Raw genomic sequence first — 21,646 nt, 5'->3', positions numbered from 1 at the left:
GGTTACCGCCATCCGCGCCGCCCGCCATTGCCATAGCGAGGGGTGTTAGGCCGATAACTGTAATTATAATAAGGGCGACGATAATAAGCCCGTGGTCTTGGCGCTACATAAACGCGTGGGCGATAGCCATAGTAGGGGCGTGCGCCATAATAACCATACGCAGGACCATAGGCCGGGCCGCTGCGAACGCCCACATAGGACGGGCCACAGCTCCAGAGTGTCGCAGCGAGCAGCAGAGTCAGCGCCGCAGAGAGCATTGTTCTGTTTTTCATAGCCACAGCCCAGCCGGGGAGAATGTGGAAAATACCAGTCGGGCTACTCAATATAACACGCTGCCGCTTAAAATGATTTTCGACGGATACATTCTAATAAAGTTATAATTCGGGCACATCTGCGTCTCCAACCTTTCCCGCAGCCCTATACTCTTAGTTACGTAAACCCACCGGTGCCAACTAAACGTTAGCCGCTCAACGTTGTCTTAATCACGTAACCGTACGTACCATGTCTGTTCATCTCACCTTCCTGCGCGTGTTTTTGCTGGGCCCCTGGCTATGGCTATTGTCGTTGCCCGGCCCGGTCGGCCACGCCCCTGCCCCCATGATCGATTACCCAACCGAGTGGCGTAAAGCCGACTCGCTGATGGCAAAAGGGCTGCCCAAATCGGCTCTGGAAATTGCCGACCGGCTGTATGCGGAGGCTAAAAAAACCAACAATCAGCCTCAACTGCTGAAAGCGGCGATGCGGCGCGTGGTCTTCAGAACGCAGGCAGCCAAAGACGAAGAGACGTACGTAACACTGACCCGGGAACTGGCCGCCGACATTGCCGAAACCAACGGCGCGACCCGTGCTGTGCTGCAATCAGTGCTGGCCGACGTATACTGGCAGTTTTACCAGAACAACCGCTACCGGTTTTTCAACCGCACCAGCACGGCCCCCGGTGCCGACGTAGCTGGCCCCGACTCGACCGACGTCAGCACCGACCCACGTACCTGGGATACGCGCCGCCTGATGCAGACCATCACGACGCTTTACAGAGCGTCGTTGGAGCCCGCTGTGCTACAAAAAACACCACTTACCACCTACGACGTCATCCTGACGCCGGGCAACGAAGCAGGCCGACAACTGCGACCCACGCTCTACGATGTGCTGGTGCAACGGGCTATCGGCTTTTTTGCTAATTCAGAAAACGACCTGACCAAGCCAATCAACGCGTTTGATCTGAACGACCCAACGTACCTGAGCGATCCCGAGGCGTTCGTCGGCAAAACCTTACCAACCACCGATACGCTGTCGGGTAAGTACCAGGCACTGGCCCTGTACCAGCAACTAATCCGCCTCCACCAAGCCGACAAAGACCCGCTGGCGTTGGCCGTGATCGACGTGGAGCGGTTGCAGTTTGTGCGGCAGTCAGGTACGTTGCCCAACGAGCGCGACCTGATGGAGCAAACACTCCGGCGGCAGATGGCGCGGTACAAAAACCAGCCCGCCGAAGCCGAATACGCCCTGGCACTGGTGCAACTACTGGCGCAACCCGATGGCGTTATTCGGAATTACATACGGGGGCGTGGCAACGTACCCAGTGCCGGCAACACCGATGATTCGACCCGCCGCTGGGACCGGAAAACCGCTGCCGAATTAGCCCGCGACCTCATTGCGCGGTTCCCGAAGAGCTACCCGGCGCAACAGGCCCAGCCGTTACTCAACAACCTATATCAGCCTACGCTGTCAGTACAGACCGAGGCTGTGAACGAACCCAACAAACCCTTCCGGGCGCGGGTCGATTTCCAGAATGTAAAAACGCTGTTTTACAAACTCCTGCGCCTCACACCCGACGAACTGCTGGCGTTGGAGAATAGCGGTTATAACGACGACGACAGCCGCGACCGTTGGTTTGCCACGTTGCAAAAACATACGATTGTGGCGCAGGGGCAGCTTACCCTGCCCGACGACGGCGACCTGCGCGCCCACAGCACCGAAGTGCCCATGAACGCCTTGCCGCTGGGCCACTATGCGCTGCTGGTATCCAACGAAGGCCGGTTTGCCAAGCCCAGCGAAAAACGGGCCGAGATCGTAAGCATCGGTAAGGTGGTGGTGTCGAATCTGGCCTACGTGCAGGCGGGAGCTAATCAGGCCGGTGTGCCAACCATGTTCGTAACCAACCGGCAAACGGGCGCGCCACTGGCCAACGTAACGGCTACGGTGATGGTAGCGCGGGATCGGTCGGGCCGCTCGGGTTACGTGGCGGAAGCAACCCGCAAAGCTGATGCCCAGGGGCGCCTGACCCTGGATCGCTCGCAGTTGCCCGATCAGTCAACGTATCTGGTCCGGTTCACCAGCGGTAGTGACGTGCTGGATACAGAGGTATTCTATAGCTATGGCCGTTACGGTCAGCCCGACGCCCCCGAAGCGCGGGATGCCGACCGGGCCGCAATCTTCACCGACCGGGCTATTTACCGGCCGGGGCAAACGATCTTTTTCAAAACGCTGCTCTATCGGGGCAAAGACAACAACTTTACGGTCCGGGCCAACCAGTCGGTGACGATCCGGCTCAACGACGCCAACGGTGAAGAGGTTGGCAAAGCAGAACTGAAAACCAATGAATTCGGTACGGCGTCAGGTACGTTTACGGCACCGGTAGGCCGCCTCACAGGAGAGATGACCTTGCTGGTCGACCGGGCCGATGGTGGCGGGCAGGCGACCGTTCGGGTTGAAGAATACAAACGGCCGACGTTTGCCGTAGTGGCTGAGCCCATGAAGCAGGCACCCGTTTTGGGGCAGGCCGTCACGGTGCAGGCTACCGCTAAAACCCTGGCGGGTGCGGTTGTCGACGGGGCCAACGTGACCTACCGCGTGACGCGCACATATATTCAGCCTTATTGGTATTGGTGGCGCTCGTATCGGCCCAATGCGGGGCAGGAGCAGGAAATCGCCAATGGCACGGCTACGACCAACGCCGACGGCACCGTAAGCCTGACCTTCACGGCGGTGCCCGATGCCAGCATCGCCGCTGTCGATAAACCTCGGTTCACCTATACCGTCAACATTGACGTAACAGACCGTAGCGGCGAGACCCGCAGCACCACGCAGACGCTGTCGATCGGCTATACGGCCCTTACAGCAAGCCTGCCGCTACCCAACCCGGTGCTGACGACCGACAAAAAAACATACAGCGTAGGGCTCACCAACGCCAGCAACGTACCTGTGACCCTGAAGAGCGGCACGGTACGCCTCGCCCGGCTTGAGTCGCCGCGCAACGGAGCGTTGCTGCGTAATCGCCTTTGGGAGAAGCCCGACCGCACGACGCTGACCCGCGCTGAGTTCGAGAAGCAGTTTCCGCTTGATCTGTATGCCGACGAAGACAACCCGGCTACCTGGGCGAAAACAACCGTACGTACCGAACCGGCAAAGGCTGTATCGCTGGCAGGCCTGACGCCGGGCCTGTATGAAGCAGCCATCGACGCCACCGACTCGACGGGCAAAACCGCCACCGACGCCGTCTTCTTCACCGTCATCGACCCGCAAAAACCCACAGCCCCGGTGCGGTCGGGCGAGTTTGTGCAGGTACAAAAAGCCACAGCCCAACCCGGCGAGGAGGTCGTGTTCTGGATCGGGACGCGGCAGCCTGGTCACGTGCTTATGGCTGTTGAGGAAAAAGGTAAAATCGTGCGGCAGGAGTGGATCACCACCACTGAAAAGCCCGCGCAGATAACACTGCCCGTTGCAGAAAAACACCGGGGTGGCTTTGCCGTGCATTTTGCGATGGTGCAGAACGGACGTTTGCTGACCAGGAACGAGACCATTGCCGTTCCGTTCACCAACAAACAGTTGACGATCGAAACCGAGACGTTCCGGGATAAATTACAGCCCGGTCAGGCCGAGCAGTGGACGTTACGCGTAAGTGGCCCGAACCAGGACAAAGTGCTGGGTGAACTGGTTGCCACGCTCTACGATGCCTCGCTCGATCAGTTCGTCGCGCACAACTGGCCGACGACCTTTTACCAGCCCAATTCGGCGCTGTATGACTATTGGGTGAGTAGCGTGTTCCGTATCGCCATAACCCGGCAATACTGGTACCCACCGCAGCCCGCAAGTGGCGGAAATGCACAACGTAATTTTCCTGAACTGAGCTGGGGGCCTTATCAATACATACCCTATACCGGCCGGTTTGCGGTGCTCATTCAACCCGAGCCCGCCCGCATCGAGCTGGACTACGCTAAAAACGTCGTTAAAGGGCGTATCACAACCGATGATAAACAGACGCCGCTGCCTGGTGCCAGTGTACTGCTAAAAGGTACAAAGCAAGGGGTAAACACCGACGCCGACGGCCGGTTTACGCTAACCATACCCACCGCCCAGAAGAACCCAGTGCTGGTGTTTGGCTATGTAGGGTATGCCGCTACTGAAGTAGCGTTGGGTACCAAACGGAAGATTACGGCACTGATGCCGATAACGAATGGCTTCTCGAATGAGGTGGTTATGGCTGGCTATGGCAGGCAGGAAGGGGGGCTGAAAATGTCGGTACGAGGCCGCGCGTCAGCCGATATGGCAATGGCCGCTCCAGCCGCGATGGCTGAACGCAAGGAAAAAGCCGAAGGAGAGGCTCAGCCAGCCCCGGCCCCAAATCAGCCCGCAACGACTGATGTGGCTCAGCCTGTGATTCGGACCAATTTCAACGAAACGGCATTTTTCTTCCCGCAGCTTCAGACCGACGCACAGGGGCGGGTGGTGCTCAAATTCACCATGCCCGATGCGCTCACCAGCTGGCGGCTGCTGGCCTTCGCACATACCAAAACCATGCAGACGGGCAGTTTTGAGGCCACCGTGCAAACGCAGAAAGAGTTGATGGTGACGACCAACGTACCTCGCTTCCTGCGCGAAAACGATACGCTACGTCTCACCGCCCGCATTGATAACCTGAGCGGAAAGCCCCTGGCTGGTACGGCCACGCTGACCCTCACGGACGCGCTCACCGGCGAGTCATTGACAACCAAAATGGGCCTGCGCGTAGCCGACGTATCGTTCTCGGCCAAAGCCGGGCAGAATAGCGTGGCAACCTGGAACCTCGTGGTGCCGCAGGGCCTGCCGCCGGTTGCGGTGCGGGTAACGGCCCGCGCAGGTACGTTCACTGATGGCGAGGAGCGCGTGGTGCCGGTGCTGCCCAACCGCATACTGGTAACCGACGTGCAGCCCTTCTGGATCGATGGGGGCACGCCTACTGCGGGTGATAAGGGCAAAACATTCCGGTTGAAAGCGCTCGCTGATCACAACCCCGAGTTGCCTCTGCAAACGGAACGCTATACGGTGGAAGTCACGAGCAACCCGGCCTGGTATGCCCTGCAAACGCTGCCTTACCTGATGGAGTACCAGTACGATTGCGCCGAGCAACTATTTAGCAAGCTCTACGCCAACGCGCTGGGTGCCCATATTCTCAACAGCCGCCCGGCTTTCCGGCAGGTGGTCGATGCCTGGAAACAAACACCGCCCAAGAGCCCGCTGGCCAAAAACGACGAGCTGAAAGCGGTGGTGCTGGAGAATACACCCTGGCTGGCCGACGCCAAATCGGAAGCCGAACGCACGGCCAAACTAGGGCGGTTTTTCGACCAGAATAATCTGGTGGCCCAGCAACGCCGGGCGATTGCCAAATTACGGCAGTTGCAGGATGCCGACGGCGGATTGATGTGGTTTTCGGGCATGCGCCCCAACGTCTGGATGACCATGCACGTGCTGGCTGGGCTGGGGCATTTGCAAAAACTGGGCGTGCGTTTCGAGTCGGATGTACAGGCGGATGTGAAAACGCTTCAGGCAAGCGCCATTCGCTACGTAGACGCCGAGGCGCAACGGTTGATGGCCGAAGAAAAACGGCTTGCTAAAACGAAGGTCAGCAATGGCAGCTATTGGGCGGCAACGTACCTGTATGCCCGTAGCTTCTACCTTACGACCAATCCCGTCGATAAGGGCCTGCAAACGTACCTGTTGCCGGCTATTCAGAAAGGGTGGTCGCAAAGCAATCTACAGGGGCAGGCGCTCGCCGCTGTCACGCTCTATCGCTATGGCCTCAAGCCTGATGCACTGGCTATTCTGCAATCGCTGACCGAGCGCAGCAAACTCTCCGACGAGCTAGGCCTCTACTGGCCCGATAACGTCAGCGGTACGTACTGGTATCAGGCGCCCATCGAAACGCAGGCGTACCTGATCGAGGCGTATCTGGAAGCGGGTACCACTGGCGATGGCTTTGCCTGGTACCGGAAACAACCCGCTTTTGCCAAAACGACGGGTAATCAGGTGTTTATCGACAAAATGCGGCAGTGGCTTATTCAGCAGAAACGTACCCAGTCGTGGCCGTCTACCAAAGCGACGACTGAGGCTGTCTACGCACTCCTGCTAACCGGCACCGACTGGCTCGACACCAAAAACACGGTTACCGTGCGCGTGGGCGGCCAGGACATTGCTAAGCGGTCGCAGGGTAGTGAGGCCCTGACGGGGTACCAGAAAGTAACGTTTGCGCCAGCCGAAGTAACGCCACAGCTCGGCGTGATCGAGGTAAGCAGATCCGCAGGGGCTTCCGCCAAAACGGGTATTAGCTGGGGCGCGGCTTATTGGCAGCACTTCGAGCCAATGGATGCCGTCGGTCGGTCGGGGCCGGGCAATCTGAATGTGAAGAAGACGCTCTTCCGGCAGCGAAATACGGCGGCTGGGCCCGTACTGGAACCCATCAACCCGAAATCACCGCTGAAACCGGGCGATCTGCTCAGCGTTCGGGTGGTGCTGACCACCGATCGGGTGATGGAATACGTACACCTGAAAGACGGACGGGCATCGGGTTTTGAGCCGGTTGCGGCCCTATCGGGCACGAAATACCAGAATGGGCTTTCGTACTACGAAGCCCCCCGCGATGCCAGCACCGATTTCTTTATTGAGTACCTGCCCACTGGCACGCATGTGTTTGAGTATAAGCTGCGGGTTGTGCACGCGGGCGACTTCGGGACGGGCGTAGCTACGGTGCAGTGTTTCTATGCGCCGGAGTTTGCTGCGCACTCTAGCGGAGGACGCGTGCAGGTTCAGTAGGCGGTGACGTATACAGGCCATCGTTGGAGAGTGGTTTAGTGTAATAAAAGTGGGTGTTCAATAAACATTAAGTGTTATTCCCCTTTTATTACACTAAATCGCGTATCTTTTCGTTGCACTTATTAGTATATGATCACATTTATGAAAAATAGCCGTTTACTGGCCTTGTGGTCTCTTATGACCGTGCTGGTGTTGCAACTTACCAGTTGCAAGCATGGTGGCGATGGCCCCCAACAGCCAACTACCACCACGCTGGCAGGCAGTACGCAGATCGCTTCGCTAACCCGTAACCAACTAGCCGATCGGGTAACAACGCTAGGCATCAATACGGGCGGTAACTCGACGATTATTTCGTTGATTCTGCAGCGCGACGTCAAAGCATACCGCATTACCTATAAGACGAAAAACGCGGATGGGACAGAGGTATTGGCCTCTGGCGCCCTGATTGTCCCTACGGCCATCGGCAGCGAGAGCTTCCCGATAATCAGCCTGCAACACGGCACCATCTTCGATGACGCGCAGGCACCATCGTACTTCACAACCAGCGCCGACGTAAACGCAGGTACGTTGTTTGCCTCGAACCGCTACATCGTAGCCTGTCCCGACTACATCGGATACGGCGAGTCGAAAAGTGTGCCACACCCCTACCTGCACCGGCAGACCGAGGCGCAGGCCAGCCTCGATATGCTGCGGGCGGCCCGTGATTTTATCGCCCAGAACAAAGTACCCTGGGATAATCAGGTTTTTCTGGCGGGTTACTCGCAGGGCGGCCATTCGACGATGTCGTTGCTGAAAATGATGGAAGAGCAGTTTCCGAATGAGTTTCGGATTACGGCGGCTTCGTGCGGCGCGGGTCCTTACAATGTGGAGGGCTTCATGCAGGATCTGGCAACGAAGACCACGCACGGTAATGCCGGTTACAACAATCTGTACGTCTGGGTTTTACAGACTTACAACCGTGTGTATGGCCTGAACCGGCCTATGAGCGCTTACTTCAAAGAGCCGTATGCCGGCGACGTGCAAGCCAACGGCAACCGATCGTCGATCAACACGAGCATCAATAACGCGTTTTCCGATGCCTTCAAAGCAAGCATCGTCAGCGGTTCGGATGCCGATTTGCTGAAAGCCGTTCGCGACAACAACGTCTATGACTGGAAGCCGAAGACGCCACTACTGCTTGTACACGGCACCGCCGATCAGCAGGTATTTTATCGTAATTCAACCGATGCGTTAGCGGCGATGAAAGCCCGTGGTGTCACCGACATCAGCCTGACACCGGCAGAAGGCAAAGACCACGGCACCGCCATCCAGGATTTCATTCTGGGTACGTATGCGTTCTTCACGCAACGCCGGGGGAACTAGGAGGTGGGAATGAATAATGGATAATGTAGAGTGAATAATGGGCTGACGCAAGAGTAGTATGCGTCAGCCCATTATTCATTCTACATTATCCATTATTCATCCCCACCTCCTCCGCAGCTCGTTCGCCGGAGCGGATGGCGCCTTCGATGTAGCCGTTCCAGATCGTAGCGGTTTCGGTGCCAGCCCAGTGCAGGCGGCCGACCGGTGCGCGCAGGGCGCTGCCGTATTGAGTCCAGATGCCGGGGCCGAATAAAGCGGCGTAGCAACCCTGGCTGTAGGGTTCGTTCAGAAAACTATGGTCGAGGTAACGCTGGGGTGTGCGGGCTGCTTCGCCAAAGAACGTTGCGAAAGCATCGAGCGCGGCTGCTTGGCGTTGCGCATCGGTTAACTCCGAAAAAGCGCGGGCCTGATTGCCCAAAACAAAACCCATCAGAATGCCTCGACTTCCGTCGTTAGGCGAGTTGTCGAAGGTGACCGTTACGTACCCATCGGGCGTAGCGGCGAGTCCGTTAAGGCCCTGGTTGCGCCAGAAAGGGCGTTCGTAGATCGCGTAACATTTCCAGACAGCGCCCATCGGCAGATTCCGGATTAATTGGAGTCGATCGTCGGGTAGGGCGGGGTCGAAGTGAATATTGGCCTGTAGCGTGGGCGGGATCGCGATGATGGCCTGACTGGCGCGGTAGCTGAAATCAAGCCCGGCGATGGTTACGAACTGCTCATTTTGGCTGATATACCGCACCGGGCTATTGAACCGGATCCGCTGCCCCAGTTCGTCGGCCATACGGTCGGCTATGGTTTGGGCACCGCCTACAAACCGCTCTTCCTGCGCGCCATTTTTTACGTTCATCAGGCTTTCAAGGCCATTGCCCGATTTCGTGTAGAACAGCGCATGCAACATGGAAATATCACTGGGGTCGGCAGCCCAGATGGCTTCGGCGGCCACCTTGAAAAACAACCGGGCGGTATCGAAGCCGATCGATTGCTCCATCCACGTACCCAGCGTCATCGAATCGTAGAGGTAGGCATCATGGCTTTGCCAGGGAGCATCGAGGTTGATGGTCCGCGACAGTTTGTTAACCCGCTTGATGGCTTTGTCAAGGCTGAGCAACGACAGGATGGACAGCGGCGGAATCAGGCCTTTGTAGCGCTTGATGCGCCCCCGAAAATATTGTGTGCTTTTGCCGGTGTCGTACGTTGGGTACGTATCAACGCCAAATTCACGGGCCAGTGCGTAGAGCCGGTCCTGGGTCGGGCCTACCCACGCCCCGCCCAGATCGACATACGAGCCATCGTCGAAGCGTTGTGTCCAGACGCGCCCGCCTACCCGCTCGCGGGCTTCGAGCACGAGTACCGATTTGCCGGCTCGATGTAACGACAACGCGGCAGTAAGCCCCGCGTACCCGGCGCCAACGATGACGACGTCGGCCTGGACGGTGGATTCCATCAGAAAGAGAAGTTCGGTTTAGGAGTGGGCAATAGTATAAATAAAGTGTGAATGTGTACATGAGTTGTATCAACATCCCTGATGCCGCGTCGCCACTCACTGATTTTTAAGGCAAGAAGCGCCGTTGCCTTGTTGTACCTACATGTTTAAAGACCGGCGGCTAACCGTCATCTTCCTGATTGTTTTACTCGACGTGGTGGTTGGCTCGGCAACGGGACCCGTCAGGCCGGCTTTCGTAAAAGGATTAGCCAATCCTGAATGGTGGCTCTCGGTCGGGACGGCGCTTTTCTTGGGCGTGCAACTCGTCTCGGCCCCGTTGCTGGGGAAGCTTTCCGATTCACTGGGTCGAAAACCGTTGGTATTGGTGTCGGCGGTGGGTACGTTGGCCGCCAACCTGCTACTTATCCCGATCAGAGCGGGCTTCTTCTTTGCCAATCGCCTAGCCGATGGCCTCACCAACGGCATGTATGCGCTGATGCGCTCGTCGGTAACGGACCTGTCGCCCGAGGAAGATCTGAACAAAAACACCGGCTACATCAGCACGCTGACCTCATTGGGGCACGTGTTTGGGCCGATGGTGGCCGGGCTGGCCCTTTTCTTCACGACGAATAAAGATGATCAGGCCAAACTCGTGGTTTGGGTACTGCTAGGATTGAGTATGATCAATATCGGGGTGACCTTGCTGATGAGCGAAACCACCGAACGGCGCGGCAAACTCGACCGGCGGGCGTTGTGGCAGCAGGTCGGTGCCAACCTGAATGTAGCTAAACTCTGGCAGCGCCTGTCCGATAAAGACCGTGAACATCCCGGCTTCCGGTTTGTAACGCTGCTCATTTTGCTGGCAACGCTGCATCTGGGCTACCAGACCTATTTTATTACGTACCTGGCGCTGGGGCCGCTTAAGTTCGATGCTCAGCAAATCTCGTTCTTCTTCGTGTATTTGGGCGGGCTGAGCGCCCTGACCAACCTGCTTTATTTCCGCTATCTGGTCGACAGGCTCAACAAGCGAGTGGTATTGCTCGTGGCGACGGTGCTGGGCGTTGGCCTGCATATCCTCTACGCCAATGTGGGGAGCTCGCTGCCTTTGCTATACGGGGCGGTGGCCGTCGATAGTCTGTCGGTAGCGCTTATCACCGGGTTGCTCAACGGTTTTCTGGCCAAACTTACTACCGACGAAGACCGGGGCGAGTTGTTTGGGCTGAATCAGGCGCTTACCGGCATTGCCAGCCTGCTCACGACCCTCGTGTATGGCGGTCTGGCGACGATTCAACTGAGCCTGCCATTTTACTGGTTTGCCGCCAGTTTGGCCGCGTTGGCCCTATTGTGCTGGCGATTACCCCGCGAATAGCGCTACAGCAGGGCCGCCACCGCCTTCCGGATGTTCTCGGCCATTTTTTCGGTAGGCAGGTCGTTGGCGTCGGTACCGAAGGGATCTTCAATTTCCTCGGCGATCAGTTCAAGGCTGGTCAAAACGTAGAAGACGATGATCACGACGGGAATGACCCAATAGTGCAACGACAGCACGTAGCCCAACGGTAGGGTGAGGCAATACACAGCCACGAATTTTTTCAGAAACGACGAATACGAATAGGGGATAGGCGTCGTGTGGATACGTTCGCAGATGCCGCAAATATCGGTGAATGAGCTAAACTCTTCATTCAACACCAGCAAATGCTCGGGCCGGAACGTACCTGACTGGTAGAGCTCGTCCATCTTGCTGAACAGCCGCATCGCGATCTGATTGGGTACGTGGTTGTCGGGATTAATGGTCGCCGGGTCGAAGCCGGAGCATAAGAGAAAATCACGGGCATCGTAGTGGCCCCGTAGGTGATTTTTCAGCGCGAAAGCATAGTTGGGGATCATCGCCCGGAAAAAAGCCCGGCTAGTCTGATCGTCGGGGGCAACGATATGGGCCATTTTTAGGGCGAGGTTGCGCGAATTGTTGGTCAGGCTTCCCCAGGCTTTGCGTCCTTCCCACCAGCGGTCGTAAGCCGTATTGGTACGAAAGACCAGCAGAGTCGATATCACAAAGCCCAGCAACGAGTGCATAATGGCGATGTTTTTCAGATCCGAGTCGGGGCCGGGGTGCACGTATTCAATCACAAACCAGGCGACAGCCGAGCAATAAGCGGCCATGCCCAGCAAAGCCGGGGCAAGTTTGCGGGCGGTATCGCCTTTGTCGAACGAAACGAGGTAACGAAACCAGTCTTTAGGATCGTATTCAGTCATGACGAAACTGGTCCATTGTGTACTGTCCATTGTTGGCTGACACTGGAATAGGCGTGCATCAGTCAACAGAAGACAGTACACAATGAACAGTTAAACTTCTTTTTCTAGAACGATAAACGACAGCGGTACTTTAGGCAGGCCAAAGCGCGGATCGTCGGACGGGAACGGGCGCGTATCGCCGGTTTGGTGGTACCCCCGCCGTTTGTACCAGGCGATGAGTTCGTGCCGCTGCGAGAGGACCGTCATCGTGATAAGGCGGCATCCGTGTTCGCGGGCATACAATTCGGCTCGTGCCAGTAGCGCCCGACCAATGCCCCCCGCCTGTAGTTCGGGTGATACCGTGAGCAAACCCAGGTACAAGCTGTCGCCTTTAACTTCTAGATAAACGCAGCCAACCAGTTGATCCTCAATTTTGTAGAGCAGGATCGTGGCGTCGGGGTGCTCGATCATATCCCGCAGACCCTGTTCATCGGTGCGAATCCCGCCGAGCAGATCGGCTTCGGTGGTCCAGCCTTGTCGTGACGAGTCGCCCCGGTAAGCGCTGTTCACAAGTTGGTTGAGCGCAGGTACGTCGTCGGGACCTGCGGATAAAATTGTGTGTTGGTGCATGGGACGAAATTAGTCGTTTGCTGTTCAAGGTTTGATGTTTGACGTTAAGGCTCGCGCCTAATTCTGACGATTAACGACCAACATCAAACGTTAAACCCCAAACGGAAGTATGGTTTCTCTTTTTGTTGACGCAACGTGTGAATTGGGCGAAGGACCCGTTTGGGACCACGTCAGGAAATGTCTGTGGTGGGTAGACATCACCAATTGCACCATTTACCGCGCCGACCCGACAGGGCATCATGTCCGCTCGTGGACGGTCGATGAACTAGTGGGTTTTGTACTGCCTCATCCCGACGGCACGCTGTGGGCGGGCCTGCAATCGGGCTTGCACCGGGTCTCGCTCCGGGCCGACGGCGGTATAGCGGTGGATCGCCTTACGTACCTGAAACCAAGCCCCAACCACACGATTCGGTTCAACGACGGCTGGGTCGACCGTAACGGGGTGTTGTATGCGACAACCATGGATATGGATGTGAAAGACCCCATTGGCGAGCTGCATCGGTATACCGACTTCTCGCAGCGCCACGCTGATTTGTTGGTCGATGGTTTCGTGATTGGTAACGGCCCCGCCCTGAGCCCCGACGAAGACTTACTTTACGTTAACGAAACCAATGGCCACCCCGACCGTAAAAAAGGTGTTTATCAGGCTTCGCTCAGCCCCGATGGCAAGCTCGGCCCGCTAATACTATTGATCGACTGGCAGTACGAAGGGTCGCCCGATGGCGTCACGGTTGATGGTAAGGGTAATTTGTGGGTGGGCGGTTACGGCTCGCGTGAGGTACATCAGTTTGCGCCCGACGGCTCGTTGCTCCGCACTATCGAGATTCCGGCCTGGAACATTACCAAGCCGGCTATCGGCCCCGATCCGCATACTCTTTTCGTTACCAGTGCCCGCCAGGGGTTATCCGATGAGCAACTTGCCGAATTTCCGCAGACAGGTAGTGTGTGGCGGATTCACATATGAGCGAAGAAAAAGGTATGTTATTGTAGCCGACTTACAAACGGTGAACAGACGACGTATCTATGAAAGATCAATGTTTGAAGCTACTCAACTACGAGCTTTGGGCAAATAGCCGGGTTATAGAAGCGCTTACGACGCTTGCGGATCCCCCGCCGAGAGCGGTGGCTATCATGGCCCATGTGTTATCGGCAGGACAGGTCTGGCTTTCCCGTATCCTGAAGGAGCCGGTTGATGTGGCTGTTTGGGAAGACATCGCTGTTGATCAATTGATGAACGTGGCCCAACGGCAGAATGAACGCTTCCGTCATTTCGTGGCTCAGCAGGATGAAACGGCATTGCAGCGCACCATTGACTATACCGATACAAAAGGCACACCATACACTAATTCGCTGCTTGATCTGTTGATTCACGTAAGCCATCACGCCGCCTATCATCGTGGGCAAGTCATTCAACTTATACGTCCCTTGGCGGTGGCTGTTCCCCCTACAGATTACGTCGTGTGGCTTAGAACGACATAAGCCTGTCGCAACTCGGCTGCTTCGGTTTCGACTAACAAGGAAAGGTGCCTGATAGCCCGTTAAGCGGCCGCACCTTGCTCGGGCGGAAGTTGTTTCTTTCGCTGGTAGTAACGCCGGGCTTTTTGGTGAGTGCCACAGGTTTGCATGTCGCACCACTTCCGCCGGTGGTTTTTGGTTTGGTCCAGAAAAAACCAGGCACAGGCACCACACGGCTTAATGAGTGTTTGGTCCTGATTAAGCAGCAGCTCGTAGGCCGACAAGCTGAACACCCAGATAGCCAGCCTAAGGTCTACGGCAGGTGGTAGCCAGCTCAAGACCAACTGGTCAGCAATGGGCATAAAGCCCCGCGCCGCCAACGCTTCCTGAATGGCGCTGTTAAAAAAGGCCAGTGTCTGCGCATCCACCTGCCCTATATGCCGTTCGACGAGGGCCGCCACCACGGTTGTCATGGCTCCCCGCACCTTGCGTGCCTGCTGCAAAACGTGCTCGGCCTGCCCGGGATTAGCTGCTGCCAGACGCCGGAGCTCAGCCAGCGCACCAGTATCCAGCAACGACAGGCGTTCGATCAGCACTACCAAATCGGCATAAGTGTGAAGCCGTTCTACGGGGAGGTCGAAGTTTAAACCTGTGTTCACAAAATCCAGACAGGCCACTCCGCTGGTCAGATCCATCTCGGTAATCGTACTAGTCTTGGCCATAGATTGCATGAATTTATTTATTACCGGTAAAACAACGTTAGCTGGTTAGAGGTTCTTTCGTTAATTCATACCACTAAACTGGTTTTTAACGGTTAGTATATGGCTGTCGAAATGTCTTCTCGTCTTAGGTTGATACTTGCCTTTGGGGCTGTCTACTTCGTTTGGGGCACAACGTACCTGGCCAACAGGTACGCGCTACAGGGGTTACCACCCTTTATTATATCAGCCCTCCGCTATCTGCTGGCAGGTTCGTTGTTGGGTGCGCTGGCCTTGAGCAAAGGTCAGGCTATGCCACGGGGCAACGTAATCCGCGACTTAGCCATCAGCGGTGTCCTGATGCTGGTGGGTGGTTCGGGGCTGGTGGTCGTCGCTGAGCAATACATCTCATCTGGTGCCACGGCGGTGATCGTGGCAACTGAACCGCTTTGGTTTGTCTTGTTCGACAGGCCTCGCTGGCGACAGTATTTCAGTAATAAAAAAATCGTAGCCGGGCTACTAATTGGCTTTGCTGGCGTCATCCTGTTTGCTCAGTTCGGTCCGGCGAGCGAGTCGACTCAGCAGCACGTTGCCCATCAGCTGGTTGGAACGGCGATCGTATTGGTGGGAGCCATTTTGTGGGTAGTTGGTACCCTGTTTGCCGCCCGACGCATCCGGTCAGACAGCTATACCCTTTGGCATACGACGGTTCAGTTGATGGCCGCTGGACTATTTGCCACCCTGATTGCGGTAGCCAACGGCGAATGGAGCACCTTCCTACCGCAGAGTACGCCGATGGCGGCTTGGGCCGGGCTAGCCTTTCTGATCGTGTTTGGGTCGCTGGTTGCCTATCTGGCCTTTGCCTGGCTAATTACGGTTCAGCCGCCGGCGCTGGTTAGCACCCACACGTTTGTCAACCCGCTGGTTGCGGTGCTCGTTGGCTGGTTGGTGGCGGGCGAACAGGTTACGGCCGGGCAGGGCATCGCTTTGGCTGTGGTTCTGGTCGGCGTAGTCTTGGCCCAACTAGGCAAAACGCGCAGCGAAGACTGACTCGACGCCGATCGACCGCCGTTGCCGGGTCGATAGTAAGCCTCGAACGCACTAAACGCAAAAAGGCGTCCTCATCAATGCGAGGACGCCTTTCTTATAAATGGTCGATACAAAAACTAGTGCTTAAGCCGGCGACATGGCGTCGGTAGCAACCATATGGTCTTCGGCTGTAACCGCTTCGTCGGCATAAGCTTCGGTTGGCACGCAGGCGCAGACCAGATTACGGTCGCCATAGGCTGAATCGATCCGGCTTACCGACGGCCAGAACTTGCGGTGAAGCAGGTAAGGCAGCGGGTAAACGGCTTTCTGACGGCTGTAGGGCCGGTTCCAGTCGTCGGCGAGGGTAACCGTTGCCGTATGCGGAGCGTGTTTCAGCACGTTGTCTGCGCGGTCGGCCTGCCCGTTTTCGATCTCACGAATCTCGTCCCGAATGGCGATCATGGCGTCGCAGAAGCGGTCAAGTTCAGCTTTCGACTCCGACTCGGTTGGTTCGATCATCATCGTTCCCGCTACCGGGAACGAAACCGTCGGTGCGTGGAAACCGTAGTCCATCAGGCGTTTGGCGATGTCTTCTACTTCCACACCCGATACCTGTTTCAGCGGACGGCAGTCGATAATCATCTCGTGCGCCGCCCGGCCGTTCGTGCCCGTGTACAGCGTTTCGTAATGCCCGTCGAGCCGCGATTTGATATAGTTGGCGTTCAGAATGGCCCGCTTGGTTGCATTGGTAAGACCTTCACCGCCCATCATCGCAATGTAGGCGTATGAGATCGTCAGGATGCTGGCTGAGCCATGAGGCGCGGCGGATACGGCACCGGCTGCGCGTTTGCTGCGTCCTTCCGAGACGTGACCCGGCAGGAACGGCACCAGCTGCTCGGCCACGCCGATGGGCCCCATACCAGGGCCACCGCCACCGTGCGGAATGCAGAAGGTCTTGTGCAGGTTGAGGTGACAAACGTCGGCCCCGATAGCGGCGGGCGACGTCAGGCCTACCTGCGCGTTCATGTTGGCCCCGTCCATGTACACCTGTCCGCCAAACTGATGGATGGTGGCGCAGATGTCGGTGATGCTTTCTTCGAAAACACCGTGGGTACTTGGGTACGTTACCATCAGACACGACAGCGTGTCGGCGTATTGCTCCGCTTTCGCTTTCAGGTCAGGTACGTCAATGTTACCGCGTTCGTCGCACTTCACAATCACGACTTTCATACCGGCCATTACGGCGCTGGCAGGGTTGGTACCGTGTGCCGACTGCGGAATGAGCGCCACGTTCCGATGGGTATCGCCCCGGCTTTCGTGGTAAGCCCGGATCACCATCAGGCCGGCATACTCGCCCTGCGCGCCCGAGTTGGGTTGCAGCGACATAGCCTTGAAGCCCGTGATCTCGCAGAGCCAGGCGTTCAGCTCGTTGAACAACTGTTGGTAGCCCGCCGTCTGATCTTTCGGCGAGAACGGGTGCAGCTTGCCAAACTCAGGCCACGTCACGGGGATCATCTCGGCGGTGGCGTTGAGTTTCATGGTGCAGCTGCCCAACGAAATCATCGAGTGCACCAGCGACAGGTCTTTTTCTTCCAGTGACCGCAGGTACCGCAGCATTTCGTGCTCGGTATGGTGCGTATTGAATACGGGGTGCGTCAGGTAGTCCGACTGCCGCACCAGCCGCTCGGGCCAGGTAACGTTGAGGCTATCGATGAGGCTGGCGAGTTCGTCGGCACCGATCTGAATACCGAACACGTCGAAAAGCTTCTGTACGTCCTCGAGCGACTTAGCTTCGTCGAACGAAAGGCTCACGCGCTCGTCGGTTGTATAGCAGAGATTCACCTGAGCCGCCCGGGCCGATTTTTTCAACGAATCGATATCATCGATGCGCAGCGTGACTGTATCGAAATAATGCTCGGTTTCGACAACGTACCCAGCGCGGCGAGCGGCTTTGGCAAACAGCCGGGTAAGGCCGTGGGTACGTTCGGCGATGGCGCGAAGGCGTTGCGGGCCGTGATAAACGGCGTAGCTACCGGCCATTACGGCCAACAGTACTTGAGCCGTACAGATGTTGGACGTCGCTTTCTCGCGGCGGATGTGTTGCTCCCGCGTTTGCAGGGCCATCCGAAGGGCGGGCTTACCCTGTGCATCCACCGAGACGCCGATGATGCGGCCCGGAATCTGCCGTTTGAAGGCATCTTTCGTGGCAAAATAAGCCGCGTGTGGGCCACCAAAGCCCATCGGAACGCCAAAGCGTTGCGCTGAACCAACCACCACGTCGGCACCCATTTCGCCCGGCGGGGTCAGCATGGTAAGAGCCAGCAGGTCGGCGGCTACAGCCACGTGGATGCCTTGTTCCTGCGCAGCAGCGATCAGATCGGTATAGTCAAACACACTGCCGTCGGTGGCGGGGTATTGCAATAACAGCCCGAACACATCGCCCGACATGAGATCGACCAGGCGATGATCGCCCACTACGACACGGATGTTGAGCGGGGTGGCGCGGGTCCGCACCACGTCGATCGTTTGCGGGTGGCAGCGATCCGACACAAAGAAGGTCTCGGCATTTCGGCGCTGCGCCGGCCGAACACCGTGCAGCATCGTCATGGCTTCGGCGGCGGCGGTCGCTTCGTCGAGCAGCGAGGCGTTGGCGATGGGCATGCCCGTGAGGTCGCTCACGACCGTCTGGAAATTGAGCAGGGCTTCGAGCCGACCCTGCGCGATCTCGGCCTGATAAGGCGTGTAGGCCGTATACCAGGCTGGGTTTTCCAGAATGTTGCGCAGAATGACGTTTGGCGTTACGGTATCGTAATAGCCTTGCCCGATGTACGACGTGAAGAGCTTGTTCTGCTGCGCCAGTTTGCGGAAATCGCTTAGAAAGGCTTGTTCGCCTTTGGGCGCGGGTAAATCGAGCGGGCGTGGTAGCCGGATGTTGGCCGGTACGGTCTGATCGATAAGTTCGTCGATGCTGCTGACACCCACGGCGTGGAGCATCTGGTCAAAATCTTGGTCAAACTGACCGTTGTGGCGGTCTTCAAAACGGTCGGTTTGCTGAAGCGTGACTTTCATCTGAAAGAGATCTTGGATACTGGATGCTGGATGTCAGCCTGTGATTATTAGACAAATCCAATGTCTAACGTCCAATGTCCAACATCCAATGAATCAGAAAATCAAAGGTACGTCAAAAGAGGCGAAGGGCTATGATGTGCTCTGGAAGGGAAGAACACAATCAAGGGTTAATTCATGCACAATTTTTTGGTTAAGTCGCAATCCAAACATATGACTATTTACGTAGATAGGTTAACTACCCGTGAACGGCTGGTTAATACAAACAACAAATGATATAAAGAGGGTATGCTTCAGTCCACTAGGCGGGCTATACAAATAGCTTCGCTGATCGCTGACAAGCCCTGTAGAAATAAGCGTACATCCATCTATTAAGAAAACACGAGCAGCTTCTCCGGAGGCTGCTCGCTGTGTTTTTTGCCCTGTCTGCGGTAGATTTTAGCCGCAGTGAAACAATAGGCTGTGTCTTTTTGTAGAAGCCTAAACGACAGACTCACCTTCATGAACCGTACCCTCGTTGGTTTTCTTTTGATTGGCGTTTTTCTGCTGATCGATCTCTATGTGTATCAGGCGATTCGCTTCCTGTTACGGGCCTCGTCGGAGAGCACGCAACGGATGGTGAGCTGGGCCTTCTGGGGGCTATCGGTCGTGTCTATCCTAACGTACCTGCTGCTACAACTGGCCCCCGTCGATTCGCTCGGCCGGGTAACCCGCACCATGCTGATGTCGTTTGTGGCCATCACCTACTTCTCCAAGTTTATCTCGGTCATCTTTCTTTTTATCGGCGACATTGTCCGTTTTGTGTGCTGGATCTGGACACAGGTCGTTGGCGGTACGTTGAGCCCGTCTAAGTCAACAACGGTCGACATGACGGCTCCGCCCCGCGACAACACCATTACGCGTTCCGACTTCCTGATCAAGACGGCCGTGGCGGCGGGTACAATTCCGCTGGTGGCTTTTTCGTACGGCATTATTTCGGGTGCCCACGATTATCGCATTCGCCGGATTACGCTGCCGCTGAAAAACCTGCCCCGTAGTTTCGATGGCCTTACCATCGCCCAACTGTCTGATATTCATTCAGGGAGCTTCTTCAACAAGACGGCCGTAAAAGGCGGTGTCGATATGTTGCTGGGCGAAAAGCCGGACCTGGTCTTTTTTACGGGCGACCTGGTCAATAGCCGCGCCGATGAGGTCAACGAATACATCGATATTTTCAATAAAGTAAAAGCCCCGCTCGGTGTGTTCTCGACGCTTGGCAACCACGATTACGGTGCTTACGTGAAATGGCCGAGTGCCGAAGCACAGCGCCAGAATGTGCTCAATGTGGTAAAAGCGCACAAGCTGATGGGCTGGAATCCGCTAATGGACGAAAACCATATTCTGACTCAGGGCGGCGATAAACTCGCCATCCTTGGCGTACAGAATCTGGGTTTCGGGCCAGCGGCGCTGCGGGCGGGTAATCTGGCCAAGGCCTATCAGGGCGCGGCCGACTACCCCGTCAAGCTGCTGCTCTCGCATGATCCCACGCACTGGGATGCCGAAATTCGCCCCAAATTTGCCGACATCGACGTGACCTTCAGCGGGCACACGCACGGCGCTCAGTTTGGCGTAGAAGTAGGCGACTACAAGTGGAGCCCGGTCAAGTATTTCTATCGGCAGTGGGCGGGGCTCTATAACGAACCTACGGCGGCTGGTGGGCAGCAAACCTTATATGTGAATCGGGGTTATGGCTATATTGGTTATCCGGGCCGCGTAGGCATTCTGCCCGAGATTACAATCTTCACATTAAAAACCGCATGAAAACAATTCTCGCTACCATTCTGTCTTTGCTGACCCTCTGGACAGCACCCAAAAAAAACGCGCCAGCTACGAACGTACCTGAGCCCAATATTCCCCTCTGTGGCGTAGCCCACATGCAGCAGCTGGCGGGCGATCCGGCTTTTCAGGCACTGCACGAAAACCCCGTCCCGTTTCATTACACGTCGAAAGCCGGCGAGATGATGACGTTTCAGACGCCCGATGGCAAAACCGCCAACGGTTTCCTGCTGAAATCGGCAAAACCATCCGACAAATGGCTGCTGGTGTATCAGGAATGGTGGGGACTGAACGACAACATCAAGCAACAGGCCGAGTCGTTCTATAATGACCTCAAAAACGTAAACGTGCTGGCCGTGGATATGTACGACGGCAAAGTAGCCACCGAGCGCACCGAAGCCGCCAAACTGATGCAGGGTGCTGATAAAGCCCGTCTGGGGGCCATCATGAAAGGCGCGATTGCCTACGCCGGCCCGAAAGCTGAGATCGCCAGCGTGGGCTGGTGCTTTGGCGGAAGCCTGTCGTTGCAGTCGGCCATGCTGGAAGGCAAACAGGCAAAAGGCTGCGTGATGTACTACGGTTTCCCCGAACAGGACGTGGAAAAGCTGAAAGCACTCGATACCGACGTGTTGGGGATCTTCGGCAACAAAGACAAAGCCATTGGCCCGCAGGTGGTTGACACGTTCGAAGCCAATATGAAGAAGGCCGGTGAAAAAATCGAAGTAGTTCGCTACGAAGCCGACCACGGTTTTGCCAACCCCAGCAACCCCGTTTACGACAAAACCGCCGCTGCTGATGCCTACAAACGATCGCTGAGCTACCTCAAAGATCGGCTGAAAGCTTAAGAATAAATCCAAAGCTGAAAGTCCAAGGT

Annotated in this window: 14 protein-coding genes; 8 read left to right on the top strand and 6 right to left on the bottom strand. The window is 56.6% G+C overall.

The annotated features are described in order from the left end of the window. Positions 1–2: 2 nt before the first annotated feature. Positions 3–272 (bottom strand): hypothetical protein, encoded by a 270-nt coding sequence (locus ACAW74_RS07110; RefSeq protein ID WP_370697501.1) that lies wholly within the window; start codon positions 270–272, stop codon positions 3–5. A gap of 229 nt (positions 273–501) precedes the next feature. Between ACAW74_RS07110 and ACAW74_RS07105 the strand changes: the two genes are divergently transcribed. Both ACAW74_RS07105 and ACAW74_RS07100 read left to right on the top strand, forming a co-directional pair. Then, entirely contained in the window at positions 502–7,065 is a 6,564-nt protein-coding gene (locus ACAW74_RS07105; RefSeq protein WP_370697500.1) for an alpha-2-macroglobulin family protein, read from the top strand. Between the two features lie 141 nt (positions 7,066–7,206). Further along, complete coding sequence (locus tag ACAW74_RS07100) at positions 7,207–8,427, top strand: alpha/beta hydrolase family protein (RefSeq protein ID WP_370697499.1); 1,221 nt, start codon at positions 7,207–7,209, stop codon at positions 8,425–8,427. 85 nt (positions 8,428–8,512) lie between these two features. Here ACAW74_RS07100 and ACAW74_RS07095 read toward each other — a convergent pair whose 3' ends face one another. Then, entirely contained in the window at positions 8,513–9,871 is a 1,359-nt protein-coding gene (locus tag ACAW74_RS07095) for a flavin monoamine oxidase family protein (RefSeq protein WP_370697498.1), read from the bottom strand. 142 nt (positions 9,872–10,013) lie between these two features. On the opposite strand from ACAW74_RS07095, the gene ACAW74_RS07090 reads away from it, so the two are divergent. Next, a complete protein-coding gene (locus ACAW74_RS07090) occupies positions 10,014–11,219 on the top strand; it encodes an MFS transporter (protein WP_370697497.1) in 1,206 nt (401 codons plus the stop codon). A 2-nt stretch (positions 11,220–11,221) separates the two neighbouring features. Here the strand turns inward: ACAW74_RS07090 and ACAW74_RS07085 are convergent, their stop codons facing one another. Further along, positions 11,222–12,130, bottom strand: coding sequence for a bestrophin family protein (locus tag ACAW74_RS07085; protein ID WP_370697496.1), 909 nt, complete (start codon positions 12,128–12,130; stop codon positions 11,222–11,224). 60 nt (positions 12,131–12,190) lie between these two features. Next, positions 12,191–12,709: a GNAT family N-acetyltransferase gene (locus tag ACAW74_RS07080; RefSeq protein WP_370697495.1), complete on the bottom strand. Its 519-nt coding sequence runs from the start codon at positions 12,707–12,709 to the stop codon at positions 12,191–12,193. Positions 12,710–12,818: 109 nt separating this feature from the next. Between ACAW74_RS07080 and ACAW74_RS07075 the strand changes: the two genes are divergently transcribed. After that, the gene (locus ACAW74_RS07075; protein ID WP_370697494.1) at positions 12,819–13,673 is read left to right on the top strand and encodes an SMP-30/gluconolactonase/LRE family protein; all 855 of its coding nucleotides are present in this window, start codon (positions 12,819–12,821) and stop codon (positions 13,671–13,673) included. 59 nt (positions 13,674–13,732) lie between these two features. Beyond that, entirely contained in the window at positions 13,733–14,188 is a 456-nt protein-coding gene (locus ACAW74_RS07070; protein WP_370697493.1) for a DinB family protein, read from the top strand. A 59-nt stretch (positions 14,189–14,247) separates the two neighbouring features. Here the strand turns inward: ACAW74_RS07070 and ACAW74_RS07065 are convergent, their stop codons facing one another. Further along, entirely contained in the window at positions 14,248–14,886 is a 639-nt protein-coding gene (locus tag ACAW74_RS07065) for a CGNR zinc finger domain-containing protein (RefSeq protein WP_370697492.1), read from the bottom strand. Between the two features lie 129 nt (positions 14,887–15,015). Between ACAW74_RS07065 and ACAW74_RS07060 the strand changes: the two genes are divergently transcribed. Next, positions 15,016–15,912, top strand: coding sequence for an EamA family transporter (locus tag ACAW74_RS07060; RefSeq protein ID WP_370697491.1), 897 nt, complete (start codon positions 15,016–15,018; stop codon positions 15,910–15,912). Between the two features lie 123 nt (positions 15,913–16,035). On the opposite strand, the gene gcvP is transcribed toward ACAW74_RS07060, so the two are convergent. Continuing rightward, entirely contained in the window at positions 16,036–18,960 is a 2,925-nt protein-coding gene (gcvP, locus tag ACAW74_RS07055; RefSeq protein WP_370697490.1) for an aminomethyl-transferring glycine dehydrogenase, read from the bottom strand. A gap of 498 nt (positions 18,961–19,458) precedes the next feature. Here gcvP and ACAW74_RS07050 point away from each other — a divergent pair, with 498 nt between their 5' ends. Then, complete coding sequence (locus ACAW74_RS07050; RefSeq protein WP_370697489.1) at positions 19,459–20,757, top strand: metallophosphoesterase; 1,299 nt, start codon at positions 19,459–19,461, stop codon at positions 20,755–20,757. Next, positions 20,754–21,617: a dienelactone hydrolase family protein gene (locus tag ACAW74_RS07045; RefSeq protein ID WP_370697488.1), complete on the top strand. Its 864-nt coding sequence runs from the start codon at positions 20,754–20,756 to the stop codon at positions 21,615–21,617. Before ACAW74_RS07050 ends, ACAW74_RS07045 begins: the two co-directional genes overlap by 4 nt. Positions 21,618–21,646: the final 29 nt, after the last annotated feature.

The sequence above is a fragment of the Fibrella musci genome (genome assembly GCF_041321105.1).
Classification (GTDB): domain Bacteria; phylum Bacteroidota; class Bacteroidia; order Cytophagales; family Spirosomataceae; genus Fibrella; species Fibrella musci.
The sequence above is the reverse complement of the archived record's forward strand: the minus strand, read 5'-3'. Positions and strand labels throughout refer to the sequence as shown.

What these genes read in the sequence shown, in the direction of transcription:
- ACAW74_RS07110 (WP_370697501.1), bottom strand. Translation starts at nt 272, where the DNA reads ATGAAAAACAGAACAATGCTCTCTGCGGCGCTGACTCTGCTGCTCGCT.
- ACAW74_RS07105 (WP_370697500.1), top strand. Translation starts at nt 502, where the DNA reads ATGTCTGTTCATCTCACCTTCCTGCGCGTGTTTTTGCTGGGCCCCTGG.
- ACAW74_RS07100 (WP_370697499.1), top strand. Translation starts at nt 7,207, where the DNA reads ATGAAAAATAGCCGTTTACTGGCCTTGTGGTCTCTTATGACCGTGCTG.
- ACAW74_RS07095 (WP_370697498.1), bottom strand. Translation starts at nt 9,871, where the DNA reads ATGGAATCCACCGTCCAGGCCGACGTCGTCATCGTTGGCGCCGGGTAC.
- ACAW74_RS07090 (WP_370697497.1), top strand. Translation starts at nt 10,014, where the DNA reads ATGTTTAAAGACCGGCGGCTAACCGTCATCTTCCTGATTGTTTTACTC.
- ACAW74_RS07085 (WP_370697496.1), bottom strand. Translation starts at nt 12,130, where the DNA reads ATGGACAGTACACAATGGACCAGTTTCGTCATGACTGAATACGATCCT.
- ACAW74_RS07080 (WP_370697495.1), bottom strand. Translation starts at nt 12,709, where the DNA reads ATGCACCAACACACAATTTTATCCGCAGGTCCCGACGACGTACCTGCG.
- ACAW74_RS07075 (WP_370697494.1), top strand. Translation starts at nt 12,819, where the DNA reads ATGGTTTCTCTTTTTGTTGACGCAACGTGTGAATTGGGCGAAGGACCC.
- ACAW74_RS07070 (WP_370697493.1), top strand. Translation starts at nt 13,733, where the DNA reads ATGAAAGATCAATGTTTGAAGCTACTCAACTACGAGCTTTGGGCAAAT.
- ACAW74_RS07065 (WP_370697492.1), bottom strand. Translation starts at nt 14,886, where the DNA reads ATGGCCAAGACTAGTACGATTACCGAGATGGATCTGACCAGCGGAGTG.
- gcvP (WP_370697490.1), bottom strand. Translation starts at nt 18,960, where the DNA reads ATGAAAGTCACGCTTCAGCAAACCGACCGTTTTGAAGACCGCCACAAC.
- ACAW74_RS07050 (WP_370697489.1), top strand. Translation starts at nt 19,459, where the DNA reads ATGAACCGTACCCTCGTTGGTTTTCTTTTGATTGGCGTTTTTCTGCTG.
- ACAW74_RS07045 (WP_370697488.1), top strand. Translation starts at nt 20,754, where the DNA reads ATGAAAACAATTCTCGCTACCATTCTGTCTTTGCTGACCCTCTGGACA.